Raw genomic sequence first — 12,839 nt, 5'->3', positions numbered from 1 at the left:
TCGTGACCGCCGGGCGGTGGGGTTCAGGCGGCCAGCGCCTTGACCACTGCATCGCCCATCTGCGCCGTGCCCACCTTGGTGGTGCCTTCGCTGTAGATGTCGGGGGTGCGCAGGCCCTGGGCCAGCACCTTCTGCACCGCGGCTTCGATGCGCTGGGCGGCGGCTTCCTGGTTCAGGCTGAAGCGCAGCATCATCGCGGCCGACAGGATGGTGGCCAGCGGGTTGGCCACGCCCTTGCCGGCGATGTCCGGCGCACTGCCGTGGCTGGGCTCGTACAGGCCCTGGTTGGTGCTGTTCAGGCTGGCCGAGGGCAGCATGCCGATGGAGCCGGTGAGCATGGAGGCTTCGTCCGACAGGATGTCGCCGAACATGTTGCCGGTGACCACCACGTCGAACGCCTTGGGCGCCTTCACGAGCTGCATGGCGGCGTTATCGACATACATATGCTGCAGCTCGACGTCGGGGTATTCCTTGTGCACGTCGGTGACCACGTCCTTCCAGAACTGGAAGGTTTCGAGCACGTTGGCCTTGTCCACGCTGGTGACCTTCTTGTTGCGCTTGCGCGCAGCCTGGAAGGCGACGTGGGCGATGCGCTCGATCTCGGGGCGGCTGTAGCGCATGGTGTCGAAGGCTTCCTCGGCACCGGGGAAGTGGCCGTCGGTGGCCACGCGGCGGCCGCGGGGCTGGCCGAAGTAGATGTCGCCCGTCAGCTCGCGGATGATGAGGATGTCCAGGCCCGCGATCAGCTCGGGCTTGAGGCTGGATGCACCCACCAGCTGCTCGTAGCAGATGGCGGGGCGGAAGTTGGCGAACAGGCCCAGGTTCTTGCGCAGGCCCAGGATGGCTTGTTCGGGGCGCAGGGGGCGGTCGAGCTTGTCGTATTTCCAGTCGCCCACGGCGCCGAACAGGATGGCGTCGGCTTCCTTGGCGAGCTTGAGCGTGGACTCGGGCAGTGGATGGCCGTGCGCGTCGTACGCCACGCCGCCCACCAGGGCGGACTCCATCTCGAACGGGAGTTCCAGGGCCTCCAGAACCTTGACGGCTTCAGAGACGATTTCGGTGCCAATGCCGTCACCCGGCAGAACTGCGATTTTCATTGAATTTGCTTTGTTTTTGATAGCTATCAGCGCTTGTGGGTAAAGCGCTAGATGCCAATTTGACTGATATTTTGGATGCCCACGCCGTCTCACGACACCATGGTGTGCGCCAGCCAGGGCTTGGTCGCCAGGCGCTCTACTTCAAAGGCCTTGATCTTGTCGGACTGGCGCAGGGTCAGGCCGATGTCGTCAAAGCCGTTGAGCAGGCAGTATTTGCGGAAGGCCTGCACCTCGAACGGAATCTCTTGGCCCTGCGGACGCACGATGACCTGGCGCTCCAGGTCGATGGTGAGCTGGTAGCCGGGGAAGGCCAGCACTTCGTCGAACAGCTGGGCCACCGTGGCTTCGGGCAGCACGATGGGCAGCAGGCCGTTCTTGAAGCAGTTGTTGAAGAAGATGTCGGCGAAGCTGGGCGCGATCACGGCGCGAAAGCCGTACTGGTCCAGCGCCCAGGGCGCGTGCTCGCGGCTGGAGCCGCAGCCGAAGTTCTTGCGCGCCAGCAGCACGGAGGCGCCCGCGTAGCGCGGCTGGTTCAGCACGAAGTCGGGGTTGGGCTTGCGGCTGGCGGGGTCCTGGCCGGGCTCGCCGTGGTCCAGGTAGCGCCACTCGTCGAACAGGTTCACGCCAAAGCCGGTCTTCTTGATCGACTTGAGGAACTGCTTGGGGATGATCGCGTCGGTATCGACGTTCTCGCGGTCCATCGGGGCCACGAGGCCTTTGAGCAAGGTGAATTTCTGCATGGCGTTCTCTGGATTACTTGGCGGCGCGCTCGAGGGCGCCGCCGGCACGCTGTACGTCCTGGCCCACGCCCTTGACGGTGTTGCAGCCAGCCAGCACGAAGGTGATGGCGAGCACGATGAGGGTTGCGGTCTTTTTCATGACAGGGCTCCTTCAGGCAAATTGACGAATGTCCACAAAGTGGCCGTGCACGGCGGCGGCGGCGGCCATGGCGGGGCTCACCAGGTGCGTGCGGCCGCCAGCGCCCTGGCGCCCTTCGAAGTTGCGGTTGCTGGTGCTGGCGCAGCGCTCGCCGGGCTCCAGGCGGTCGGCATTCATGGCCAGGCACATGGAGCAGCCGGGTTCGCGCCACTCAAAGCCCGCGGCCACAAAGATCTTGTCCAGGCCTTCGCGCTCGGCCTGTTCCTTGACCAGGCCCGAGCCGGGCACGACCATGGCCAGCTTCACGTTGCTGGCGACCTTGCGGCCCAGGTTCTTCACCACGGCGGCGGCTTCGCGCATGTCTTCGATGCGGCTGTTGGTGCACGAACCGATGAACACCTTGTCGATGGTGATGTCGTTGATCGGCTTGCCCGGCTGCAGGCCCATGTAGGTCAGCGCGCGCTCGATGGCGCCGCGCTTGTTGGCGTCCTTTTCCTTGTCGGGGTCGGGCACGCGGGCGTCCACGCCCAGCACCATCTCGGGCGAGGTGCCCCAGGTGACCTGCGGCACGATGTCGGCGGCGTCGAGCTTGACGACGGTGTCGAACTTCGCGTCGGCATCCGAATGCAAGGTCTTCCAGTACGCCACGGCCTGGTCCCATTCCACGCCCGTGGGCGAGAGGGGGCGGCCCTTGACGTAGTCAATGGTCTTGTCGTCCACCGCCACCAGGCCCGCGCGCGCGCCGCCTTCGATGGCCATGTTGCACACGGTCATGCGGCCTTCCATGCTCATGGCGCGGAAGACGGAGCCCGCAAACTCGATGGTGTAGCCCGTGCCGCCGGCCGTGCCGATCTTGCCGATGATGGCCAGCACCACGTCCTTGGGGGTCACGCCTTTGGCCAGCGTGCCGTCCACCTGCACCAGCATGTTCTTGGCCCTCTTGGCCAGCAGGGTTTGCGTGGCCATCACGTGCTCGACCTCGCTGGTGCCGATGCCGTGGGCCAGTGCTCCGAAGGCGCCGTGCGTGCTGGTGTGGCTGTCGCCGCACACCACGGTCATGCCGGGCAGGGTGGCGCCGTTCTCCGGGCCGATCACGTGCACGATGCCCTGGCGTTTGTGCATGAACGGGAAGAACGCCGCCGGCGTGATCTGCGCCATGTTGTCGTTCAGCGTGGTGATCTGTTCCTTGCTGATTGGGTCGGTGATGCCGTCGTAACCGTTTTCCCAGCCGGTGGTGGGCGTGTTGTGGTCGGCGGTGGCCACGATGGAGCTCATGCGCCAGACCTTGCGGCCCGCCTCGCGCAGGCCTTCGAAGGCCTGCGGACTGGTGACTTCGTGCACCAGGTGCCGGTCGATGTAGAGGATGGAGGTGCCGTCCTCTTCGGTATGGACGACGTGCTCGTCCCAGATCTTGTCGTACAGGGTGCGTCCCATGGGGTGGCTCTCTTCCTTCAGGTGGGGTGATTTTAGTGTTGGGGTCTGGGCGGCATGGCCGCGGCGCGGGGAGCAAGGTGCTCCACCAGCAGCCGGGCGGTGACGGGCAGGGCATCGAAATCGCGGGCCACCACGCGCAGCTCGCGGTGGGCCCAGGCGTCCGTCAGTGCAATGGCCTGCAGCCGGCCCACGCCGCGCATGAGCTCAAAGGCGCGGTCGGGCAGCAAGCCCACGCCCAGGCCGCTGTCGATCATCCGGCACATGGCGTCCAGCCCGGTGACCTGGATGCGCTGGCGCAGCGGGCGCCCGGCCGCCGCAGCCGCCGAGCGCATGGCCAGGCTGATGCTGCTGTTGGCATGCAGGCCAACGATGTCCCAGTCCAGGATGTCTTCAAAATTGATAGCGTCACGTCCCGCCAGTTCATGCGCCTGCGGCACAACCAGCACCAGGTTGTCGGCGCGGTACGGGCGGCTTTGCAGTTCCATGGCGCCGTTGCCGCTGGCCATGCTGACATTGCAGATGCCCAGGTCCGCCGCGCCCTCCTGCACGGCATGCAGCACGTCGCTGCTCAGGTGTTCCTGCAGGTCGATCTTGATCTGGCTGTGCTCCCGGGCGAACGCGCCCAGGTCTTCCGGCAGGAACTGGAAGATGGCCGAGATGTTGGCGTGCATGCGCACATGGCCACGCACGCCGTCGGCGTATTCGCTGAGTTCACCCTGCATGCGTTCGAGCCCGAACAGCACGGTGCGCGCGTGGTGCAGCAGGCTTTCGCCCGCGGGCGTCAGCGTGACGCCGCGGCTGTGGCGGTAGAGCAGCGCGGTGTCCACGGCTGTTTCCAGGTCGGACAGGCGCTTGCTCACGGCCGATGCGGCAATGAACTCCCGCTCGGCCGCCCGGCCGATGCTGCCCAGCTCGCACACCGCCACAAACAGCTGCAGCGAGGTCAGGTCGATACGGCGCGCAAAACTGCGCTCGGAGCTTTTCATCGTGTCATTGTCTTCTCGAAAAGAGAAGGTTCTGTATTTTCTTCCTATTATGAATTGGTTGCCATCGTTGTGCGCGATGGCTGGGCTGCCGCTCCGCTGTGACCCCAGCGGGCGACGCGTGCTCAAGAAGCCCGGAGGCTCAGGCGGCGCAGGTGCTGCCGTGCTCCGGCACCCGGGCGTGCCAGCGCAGTTCGTGCTCGATGCGCTGGCGCAGCATGTCGGCAGCGCCCATTTCTCCGTGCACCACGTACACCTGGTCCGGCGCATGGCCCATGCTGCGCAGCCAGGCGATGAGCTGGTGGCCGTCCGCATGCGCCGAGGCGGACGACAGATGCACCACCTCCGCGCGCACGGCCACGTCCTGGCCGTGGATGCGGATGTTCTTTTCACCCGCCGCCAGGCGCGCGCCCCGGGTGCCGGGGGCCTGGTGGCCGGTCAGGATGACCATGTTGCGGTGGTCACCCGCGTGCAGCGCCAGGTGGTGCAGCACGCGGCCCCCCGTGGCCATGCCACTGGCCGACAGGATGACCATGGGGCCATGCAGCCTGGCCAGCCCCTTGGATTGTTCGGGCGTCTGGACCATGGTGGCGCCATGTTCCAGCGCCTGCACCTCGCGGCCGCTCAGCCGGTGTTCCTGCATGTGATGCTGGAACAGCCCCGTGGTGCTGACCGCCATGGGGCTGTCCAAAAACACCTTGAGCGAGGCGGGCACCACCCCGCGCGCCTTGAGCTGGCCGATGGCATGCAGGACCACCTGCGCGCGGCCCACGGCGAACACCGGCACCACGGCAATGCCGCCACGGGCCGCCAGGCGCTGCAGGGCGGCACCCAGCTCGCCCTGCAAGTCTTCTGCGGGGTGCTCGCGGTCGCCATAGGTGGACTCGATGAGGACCGTGTCCGCCGGGGGCGGAGCATCGGGCGGGTTCATGAGCAGGTCGTCGGGTCGCCCCAGGTCGCCCGAGAACAGGATGCGGCGGCCCCCCACTTCCAGCAGCACGCTGGCCGCCCCCAGGATGTGGCCTGCGGGGGAAAAGGTCACGCGCCAGCCCGGCAGGGGCTCGAACACCTGGTGGAAGGCATGGACCTGGAACTGCTTGAGGCAGTGCAGTGCGTCGAGCCGGGTGTACAGGGGCAGGGCGGGGGTGTGGCTGCTGAGCTGGTGCCGGTTGAGGTACGCGGCGTCTTCCTCCTGCAGGTGTCCGCTGTCGGGCAGCAGGATGGTGCACAGGTCGCGTGTGGCCGGTGTGCAGTGGATGGCGCGGGCATAGCCGTCGCGGGCCAGCAGGGGCAGGTAGCCGCTGTGGTCCAGGTGCGCATGGGTCAGCACCACCGCGTCGATCTGCCGGGGCGTGACGGGCAAGGGCTGCCAGTTGCGCAGGCGCAGCTGCTTGTACCCCTGGAACAGGCCGCAATCGACCAGCAGGCACCTGCCGTTGTGGCGGACCAGGTATTTGGACCCTGTGACCGTGCCGGAGCCGCCCAGGAAGGTGAGGTTGACGTCGTTGTTCATGCCGGATGCTCCTGCGCGATGTTCCTGGGGCCGTGGCGCCGCCCTGGAGGGCGGCAGCGTGGATTTCCATGCTACTTCGCGGGCGGGTGGGCGGGGGCGGCCTGCCGGCAGCTTCTTGCCTCAGATCAAGAAATGGCGGCTGGCAATGTTTTCCTGTTGCCATGGGGACTTCGGTGCTACCGTGGGGCGCCGCTTCCAGTCGGGGGCGGGGTTTTGGGCGGTTGTCTCCGCAGGCGGGTTCTGGCATGCAACCCTGGTTTTCCCCTCCAGCGCACGGTCCCGTGCTGGCGGCGGTCCTGATCGCCGCGGGCACGGGTGTGCACGCGCAGGTGCCGGACGAGCCGCCCGAGTGGGCCGACGAGCCCCCCGTGCTGTCGCGCTGGCTGGAAGAGGGCTACGACGCGGAGGTGCGGCGCCAGCCGCACCGCGCTGCCTCGCGGTATTGCGACGCGGCGCGCTATGGCAGCGTGGAGGCGCAGTACCGCCTGGGCCGCCTGTTGCTGCATGGACGTGACGTGATGCCCGATCCCGCGGCGGCGGCCACCCTGCTCGCCATGGCCGCCCAGCGTGGGCATGAGAAGGCCCGCAGCCTGGCGCAGGGCATGGTGCCCGGCGACCACCTCCCCGACTGCCTCACCACGGGTGAGGCCCCTCGGCTGGAGGTCAGGGACTCCGCCCAGGAGGTGGTGCCGCAGGAGGTGGTGGACCGCTACGTGAGCAACCTGCCGGACGACAAGCGCCGCCACGCGGAACTGGTGCAGCGGCTCGCGCCCCGCTTCGACGTGGACCCACGGCTGGCGCTGGCCATCGTGCGGTCGGAGTCCAACTTCCAGGCCCGTGCGCTGTCGCCCCGCAATGCGCAGGGGCTGATGCAGCTGATTCCGGAGACGGCGGAGCGTTTTGGCGTCCGGGACGCCTGGAGCCCCGAGCAGAACGTGCGGGGCGGGCTGGCCTATCTGCGCTGGCTGCTGGACCGTTTTGCCGGCGATGTCGCCCTGACATCGGCCGCCTACAACGCTGGCGAAAAGGCCGTGGAGCGCCACGGCGGTGTTCCTCCCTATGCGGAGACCCGCGAGTACGTGCGCCGCATCCTGGGTTTTTACCGCTCTGAGCAGCACGAGCGGCCTGTGGCCGGCCCGGCATCGCTGGCGTCGGCGCGCGCAAAAAAACCGCCTGGGCCGTAGATAGGCCGCAGGCGGTTTTTGGCAGGCGCTGGCGCCCGGATCAGCTGAAGAAGTTCTTCAGCCGGTCCGTCCAGCTCTCGCCGCTGGGCGAGTGGCGGGCGCCACCCTTCTTGAGGGAGTCTTCCAGCTCGCGCAACAGCTTGCGCTGGTGCTCGGTGAGCTTGACCGGCGTTTCCACCGCGATGTGGCAGTACAGGTCGCCGGGGTAGCTGGCGCGCACGCCCTTGATGCCCTTGCCGCGCAGGCGGAACTGCTTGCCGGCCTGGGTGCCTTCAGGGATGTCGATGGCCGCCTTGCCCGCGAGCGTGGGCACCTCGATCTCGCCGCCCAGCGCCGCCGTGATGAAGCTCACGGGCACCTGGCAGTGCAGGTCGTCGCCGTCGCGCTCGAAGATGTCGTGCTTCTTCAGGCGGATCTCGATGTACAGGTCGCCGGGCGGGCCGCCGTTGGTGCCCGGTTCGCCGTTGCCCGTGCTGCGGATGCGCATGCCGTCGTCGATGCCGGCGGGGATCTTCACTTCCAGCGTCTTTTGCTTCTTGAGCTTGCCCTGGCCGTGGCAGGTGGTGCAGGGTTCGGGAATGATCTTGCCCGTGCCGCGGCAGTGCGGGCAGGTCTGCTGCACGCTGAAGAAGCCCTGGCGCATCTGCACCGTGCCCGCACCCTGGCAGGTGCCGCAGGTCTTGGCGCTGGTGCCGGGCTTGGCGCCGCTGCCGTGGCAGGTGTCGCAGCTCTCCCACGAGGGGATGCGGATCTGCGCATCCTTGCCGCGTGCGGCCTCTTCCAGGGTGATCTCCATGGCGTAGCTGAGGTCGCTGCCCCGGTACACCTGGCGTCCGCCAGCACTGCGCCCACGCCCGCCCTGCTGGCCGAACATGTCGCCGAAGATGTCGCCGAAGGCCTCGGCGAACCCGCCGAAGCCTTCCGCGCCCGGGCCCCCGGGGCCGCGCATGTTGGGGTCCACCCCGGCATGGCCGTACTGGTCATACGCGGCCCGCTTTTGCGGGTCGGAGAGCATCTCGTAGGCCTCCTTGGCCTCCTTGAATTTCTCTTCGGCAGGCTTGGCCGCATCCCCCTGGTTGCGGTCAGGGTGGTGCTTCATCGCCAGCTTGCGATAGGCCTTCTTGATTTCTTCGTCCGAGGCGTTCTTGGGAACGCCCAGGATTTCGTAAAAGTCTCGTTTGGACATGGTCTTTCTGAGCCCGGTTGGAACAGGAACGCCGCGCAAGCCCCCCTGTCAGGAAACTCGCGCGGCGGCTCGGGTCAAACGGGGCGTGTTCAGCCCTTCTTGACTTCCTTCACCTCGGCATCGACCACGTTGTCGTCGTCGGGCTTGCTGCTGGAGGAGGACGATGCCTGCTGACCACCCGATGCGTCGCCCGCACCGGCGCCGGCTGCCGCCTGCGCTGCCTGTGCGTCGGCATACATCTTCTCGCCCAGCTTCTGGCTGGCGGCCATCAGGGCCGTGGTCTTTTCGTCAATCGCGGCCTTGTCCTCGCCCTTGAGGACTTCTTCCAGCGCCTTCACGGCGGCGGTGATCGCGTCCTTCTCGCCTGCGTCGAGCTTGTCGCCGTGTTCGGCCAGGCTCTTGTTCACGCTGTGCACGGCGGCCTCGCCCTGGTTGCGGGCCTGCACCAGCTCCAGCTTCTTCTTGTCGTCGGCGGCGTTGAGCTCGGCGTCCTTCACCATCTGCTGGATTTCTTCTTCCGACAGGCCGGAGTTGGCCTTGATGGTGATCTTGTTTTCCTTGCCCGTGCCCTTGTCCTTGGCGCCCACGTGCAGGATGCCGTTGGCGTCGATGTCGAACGACACCTCGATCTGCGGCACGCCGCGCGATGCGGGTGGAATGCCTTCCAGATTGAACTCGCCCAGCAGCTTGTTGCCTGTGGCCATCTCACGCTCGCCCTGGTAGACCTTGATGGTCACGGCGGGCTGGTTGTCGTCAGCCGTCGAGAAGGTCTGCGCGAACTTCGTCGGGATGGTCGTGTTCTTCGTGATCATCTTGGTCATCACGCCGCCCAGCGTCTCGATGCCCAGCGACAGTGGCGTCACGTCCAGCAGCAGCACGTCCTTGCGGTCGCCCGAGAGCACCTGGCCCTGGATGGCGGCGCCCACGGCCACGGCTTCGTCGGGGTTCACGTCCTTGCGGGGTTCCTTGCCGAAGAATTCCTTGACCTTCTCCTGCACCTTGGGCATGCGCGTCATGCCGCCCACCAGGATCACGTCATGGATGTCGGAGACCGACACGCCGGCGTCCTTGATCGCCATGCGGCAAGGCGCAATGGTGCGCTCGATCAGCTCTTCCACCAGTGCTTCGAGCTTGGAGCGCGTGAGCTTGATGTTCAGGTGCTTCGGGCCCGAGGCATCGGCGGTCACGTAGGGCAGGTTGATGTCGGTCGAGGCCGAGTTCGACAGCTCGATCTTGGCCTTCTCGGCCGCTTCCTTCAGGCGCTGCAGGGCCAGAACGTCGTTCTTGAGATTGACGCCCGACTCCTTCTTGAACTCGTCAATGATGTAGTCGATGATGCGCTGGTCGAAGTCTTCTCCGCCCAGGAAGGTGTCGCCGTTGGTCGACAGCACTTCGAACTGCTTTTCGCCGTCCACGTCGGCGATTTCGATGATGGACACGTCGAACGTGCCGCCACCCAGGTCATACACCGCGATCTTGCGGTCGCCCTTTTCCTGCTTGTCCAGGCCGAAGGCCAGTGCCGCGGCGGTGGGCTCGTTGATGATGCGCTTGACGTCCAGGCCGGCGATGCGGCCGGCGTCCTTGGTGGCCTGGCGCTGTGCGTCGTTGAAGTACGCGGGCACGGTGATGACGGCTTCCGTCACGGGCTCGCCCAGGTAGTCCTCGGCCGTCTTCTTCATCTTGCGCAGGATGTCGGCGGACACCTGCTGGGCCGACAGCTTGTTGCCGCGCACTTCGATCCAGGCGTCGCCGTTGTCGGCGGCCACAATCTTGTAGGGCATCAGGTCGATGTCCTTTTGCACTTCCTTCTCGGTGAACTTGCGGCCGATCAGGCGCTTGACGGCGTACAGCGTGTTCTTGGGGTTGGTCACGGCCTGGCGCTTGGCCGAGGCGCCGACGAGGATCTCGCCGTCTTCCTGGTAGGCCACGATGGAGGGCGTGGTCCGCGCGCCTTCGCTGTTCTCGATCACGCGCGTCGTGTTGCCTTCCATGATGGACACGCAGCTGTTGGTGGTACCGAGGTCAATGCCGATGATTCTTCCCATGATTTTTCTCCGAATGCTGGAATGGTTTGGATGGCTAGTAACTTGTGGATAACTCGTGGGGGTTCAAGTCATCCGTGCTGATTTATTTGAGGATTTACTTCGGGGCCGTGACGGTGACAAGCGCCGGGCGCAGCACGCGCTCGGCGATCACGTAGCCCTTTTGCAGCACGGCCACGACGGTATTGGCTTCCTGCTCGGCAGGCACCACGCTGATGGCTTGGTGCTGGTGGGGGTCGAACTTGGCGCCGGCGGCAGGGTTGATGGCCAGCACCTTGTTGCGCTCCAGGGCCGAGGTCAGCTGGCGCAGGGTGGCGTCGGCGCCCTCGCGCAGCTGCTGGGGCGTGGCTTCCTTGATGGCCAGCGCGGCATCCAGGCTGTCGGCCACGGGCAGCAGGCTTTCGGCAAAGCTCTCGATGCCGAATTTCCGCGCCTTGGAGACCTCGTCTTCGGCGCGGCGGCGGGCGTTCTCGGCCTCGGCCTTGGCACGCAGGAACTGGTCGGCCAGGTCAGCGCTCTTGGCCTTGAGTTCGGCCAGCTCGCCCTGCAGCCGCGCCAGCTCGTCGGAGGCGTGGGCTGCCATGGCGGCTTCAACTTCTTCGGGGGCGGGGGCGCTCTGTGGGGGGATGGGTTGGCTGGTGTCTGACATGTCGTGGTCTAAAAGTGGATAAACAAACAGTAGTACGCGCGGGAGGTGGGGACATGCCCGCGCATTTCAAGGTCTGGCGAAGGGGCATGTGGCTGTGGGCCCATGCCCGGCGTGTTTTGCTGTAAAGCATGTCGTCCCGCCCGGCGGATTTGCAAGGGCCAGGGCGCGACAAGGCCGCATTTTCGGGAGGGATGCCGCTCTTGGAAAGCTCCTGAGTGTACAAGCGGCCAGGAGCGGGCTATAATTGCCGGCTTTGCCTTGCCACACTGCTCACGACGCAGCAGGTGGTCTTACCCAAAAGGAGTATGCATGCGTCATTACGAAATCATTTTGTTGATCCATCCGGATCAAAGCGAACAGGTTCCAGCCATGCTGGAGCGCTACAAGGGCATGATCACCGCTGGCGGTGGCAAGGTGCATCGCGTGGAAGACTGGGGCCGCCGTCAACTGGCGTACCTGATCAACAAGCTGGCCAAGGCCCACTACCTGTGCGTGAACATCGAAGCCGACCAGGCCGTGATGGCTGAACTGGAGCACGCCTTCAAGTTCAACGACGCCGTGCTGCGCCACCTGACGGTTCAGAAGAAGAAGGCCGATACCGGTCCGTCTTCCATGATGAAGACCGTCGAGCGCGAAGAAGCCCGCAAGGCCAGCCAAGCTGAATACGCAGCGGCCGGCGGCGAGCGCGGCGAGCGCTGATCCTTCCTCGTTGGAGTGGAGAACCGCGTTGTCTTGACCGCCTGTATCGCAGAGGCTGAACCCTTGCGCTACACGCCTGCCGGATTGCCTGCCATCGCCCTGCGGCTCGAACACGAGTCCCAGCAAACCGAAGCAGGCCATCCCCGCGAGGTCAAGGCCACCATGAAAGCCGTCGCCTTTGGTGCGATGGCCGAGCGCCTGGCAAGGCAGAACATCGGAAGTCTCTGGACTTTCAATGGATTCCTCGCCACACCGCGCAATGGCAAGAACGCAGTGCTCCACATCCAGGATATTCAACAAAATTAATTTGCAAGGGGTCCGCAATGGCCACGTTCAAGAAGTTCAACAAAGACAAGCGCCCAAAGCGCAACACCCAGTCCCTGCTGTTCAAGCGCAAGCGCTTTTGCCGCTTCACGGTGACGGGTGTTGAAGAAATCGACTACAAGGATGTCGACACGCTGCGCGATTTCATCGCCGAAAACGGCAAGATCATCCCCGCGCGCCTGACCGGCACGCGCGCCATCTTCCAGCGTCAGCTGAACACCGCCATCAAGCGCGCCCGCTTCCTGGCCCTGGTGCCTTACAGCGACCAGCACAAGATCTAAGGAGCACAACCCATGCAAATCATCCTGCTCGACAAGGTTGTGAACCTCGGCAACCTCGGCGAAATCGTCAAGGTCAAGGACGGCTACGCCCGCAACTTCCTGATCCCCGCTGGCCGCGCCCGCCGTGCCACCGAAGCTGCCAAGGCAGAATTCGAAGCCAAGCGCGCTGAACTCGAAAAGGCAGCTGCCGCCAAGCTGGCAGAAGCCCAGGCCCAAGGCGAGAAGCTGGCTGGCACCACCGTCAAGCTGACGCAAAAGGCTGGCGTGGACGGCCGTCTGTTTGGTTCCGTGACCAACCACGACATCGCCGAAGAGCTGAACAAGCAAGGCTACAAGGTCGCGAAGTCGCAGATCCGCCTGCCCAACGGCCCTATCAAGGTCGTGAGCGAAAGCACCGTGAACGTTGCTCTGCACACCGATGTGGTGGTGGAAGTGACCGTGTCGGTCTACGGCGAAACCGCCTGATCGGCCATTTCCGGCCCTGGAGCTGGAATGTCGCAAGGCCGCCTTCGGGCGGCCTTTGTTTTTTTGGCCCCACTGCGCCATACAGGCTTGCCCACCGGCTGCC

Annotated in this window: 14 protein-coding genes; 5 read left to right on the top strand and 9 right to left on the bottom strand. The window is 65.6% G+C overall.

Translation table 11 applies throughout. From position 1 onward, the window contains the following. Positions 1-23: 23 nt before the first annotated feature. The 6 genes from leuB to AC07OD_RS04510 form a co-directional block, all read right to left on the bottom strand. Positions 24-1,097 (bottom strand): 3-isopropylmalate dehydrogenase, encoded by a 1,074-nt coding sequence (gene leuB, locus AC07OD_RS04535; RefSeq protein WP_218295565.1) that lies wholly within the window; start codon positions 1,095-1,097, stop codon positions 24-26. Between the two features lie 89 nt (positions 1,098-1,186). Beyond that, positions 1,187-1,837 (bottom strand): 3-isopropylmalate dehydratase small subunit, encoded by a 651-nt coding sequence (gene leuD, locus AC07OD_RS04530; protein WP_218340124.1) that lies wholly within the window; start codon positions 1,835-1,837, stop codon positions 1,187-1,189. Between the two features lie 13 nt (positions 1,838-1,850). Continuing rightward, positions 1,851-1,976 carry an entericidin A/B family lipoprotein gene (locus tag AC07OD_RS04525; RefSeq protein WP_010463809.1) on the bottom strand — a complete coding sequence of 42 codons (126 nt, stop codon included), beginning with the start codon at positions 1,974-1,976 and terminating at the stop codon, positions 1,851-1,853. A 12-nt stretch (positions 1,977-1,988) separates the two neighbouring features. Beyond that, positions 1,989-3,410, bottom strand: coding sequence for a 3-isopropylmalate dehydratase large subunit (gene leuC, locus AC07OD_RS04520; protein ID WP_494595350.1), 1,422 nt, complete (start codon positions 3,408-3,410; stop codon positions 1,989-1,991). 32 nt (positions 3,411-3,442) lie between these two features. Beyond that, positions 3,443-4,396 carry a LysR family transcriptional regulator gene (locus AC07OD_RS04515; RefSeq protein WP_492807332.1) on the bottom strand — a complete coding sequence of 318 codons (954 nt, stop codon included), beginning with the start codon at positions 4,394-4,396 and terminating at the stop codon, positions 3,443-3,445. A 139-nt stretch (positions 4,397-4,535) separates the two neighbouring features. After that, positions 4,536-5,906: an MBL fold metallo-hydrolase gene (locus AC07OD_RS04510; RefSeq protein WP_494595348.1), complete on the bottom strand. Its 1,371-nt coding sequence runs from the start codon at positions 5,904-5,906 to the stop codon at positions 4,536-4,538. Positions 5,907-6,151: 245 nt separating this feature from the next. Here AC07OD_RS04510 and AC07OD_RS04505 point away from each other — a divergent pair, with 245 nt between their 5' ends. Then, complete coding sequence (locus AC07OD_RS04505; RefSeq protein ID WP_494595346.1) at positions 6,152-7,090, top strand: lytic transglycosylase domain-containing protein; 939 nt, start codon at positions 6,152-6,154, stop codon at positions 7,088-7,090. 40 nt (positions 7,091-7,130) lie between these two features. On the opposite strand, the gene dnaJ is transcribed toward AC07OD_RS04505, so the two are convergent. The 3 genes from dnaJ to grpE all read right to left on the bottom strand — a co-directional run bounded on the left by dnaJ (position 7,131) and on the right by grpE (position 10,967). Then, positions 7,131-8,276 (bottom strand): molecular chaperone DnaJ, encoded by a 1,146-nt coding sequence (gene dnaJ / locus AC07OD_RS04500; RefSeq protein ID WP_494595344.1) that lies wholly within the window; start codon positions 8,274-8,276, stop codon positions 7,131-7,133. 89 nt (positions 8,277-8,365) lie between these two features. Then, entirely contained in the window at positions 8,366-10,321 is a 1,956-nt protein-coding gene (dnaK, locus tag AC07OD_RS04495) for a molecular chaperone DnaK (protein WP_218295558.1), read from the bottom strand. Between the two features lie 94 nt (positions 10,322-10,415). Further along, positions 10,416-10,967: a nucleotide exchange factor GrpE gene (gene grpE, locus AC07OD_RS04490; protein WP_218340129.1), complete on the bottom strand. Its 552-nt coding sequence runs from the start codon at positions 10,965-10,967 to the stop codon at positions 10,416-10,418. A gap of 309 nt (positions 10,968-11,276) precedes the next feature. Between grpE and rpsF the strand changes: the two genes are divergently transcribed. The 4 genes from rpsF to rplI are packed head-to-tail and all read left to right on the top strand — an operon-like array spanning position 11,277 to position 12,736. Beyond that, the gene (gene rpsF, locus AC07OD_RS04485) at positions 11,277-11,666 is read left to right on the top strand and encodes a 30S ribosomal protein S6 (RefSeq protein ID WP_094285575.1); all 390 of its coding nucleotides are present in this window, start codon (positions 11,277-11,279) and stop codon (positions 11,664-11,666) included. Positions 11,667-11,681: 15 nt separating this feature from the next. After that, a complete protein-coding gene (gene priB / locus AC07OD_RS04480) occupies positions 11,682-11,972 on the top strand; it encodes a primosomal replication protein N (RefSeq protein WP_492244119.1) in 291 nt (96 codons plus the stop codon). 17 nt (positions 11,973-11,989) lie between these two features. Continuing rightward, positions 11,990-12,271 carry a 30S ribosomal protein S18 gene (rpsR, locus tag AC07OD_RS04475; RefSeq protein ID WP_005795932.1) on the top strand — a complete coding sequence of 94 codons (282 nt, stop codon included), beginning with the start codon at positions 11,990-11,992 and terminating at the stop codon, positions 12,269-12,271. A 12-nt stretch (positions 12,272-12,283) separates the two neighbouring features. Next, on the top strand, positions 12,284-12,736 hold the full coding sequence (gene rplI / locus AC07OD_RS04470; protein ID WP_218295555.1) for a 50S ribosomal protein L9: 453 nt from the start codon (positions 12,284-12,286) through the stop codon (positions 12,734-12,736). Positions 12,737-12,839 lie beyond the last annotated feature (103 nt).

It is taken from the genome of Acidovorax sp. GW821-FHT10E03 (genome assembly GCF_059415205.1).
The sequence above is the reverse complement of the archived record's forward strand: the minus strand, read 5'-3'. Positions and strand labels throughout refer to the sequence as shown.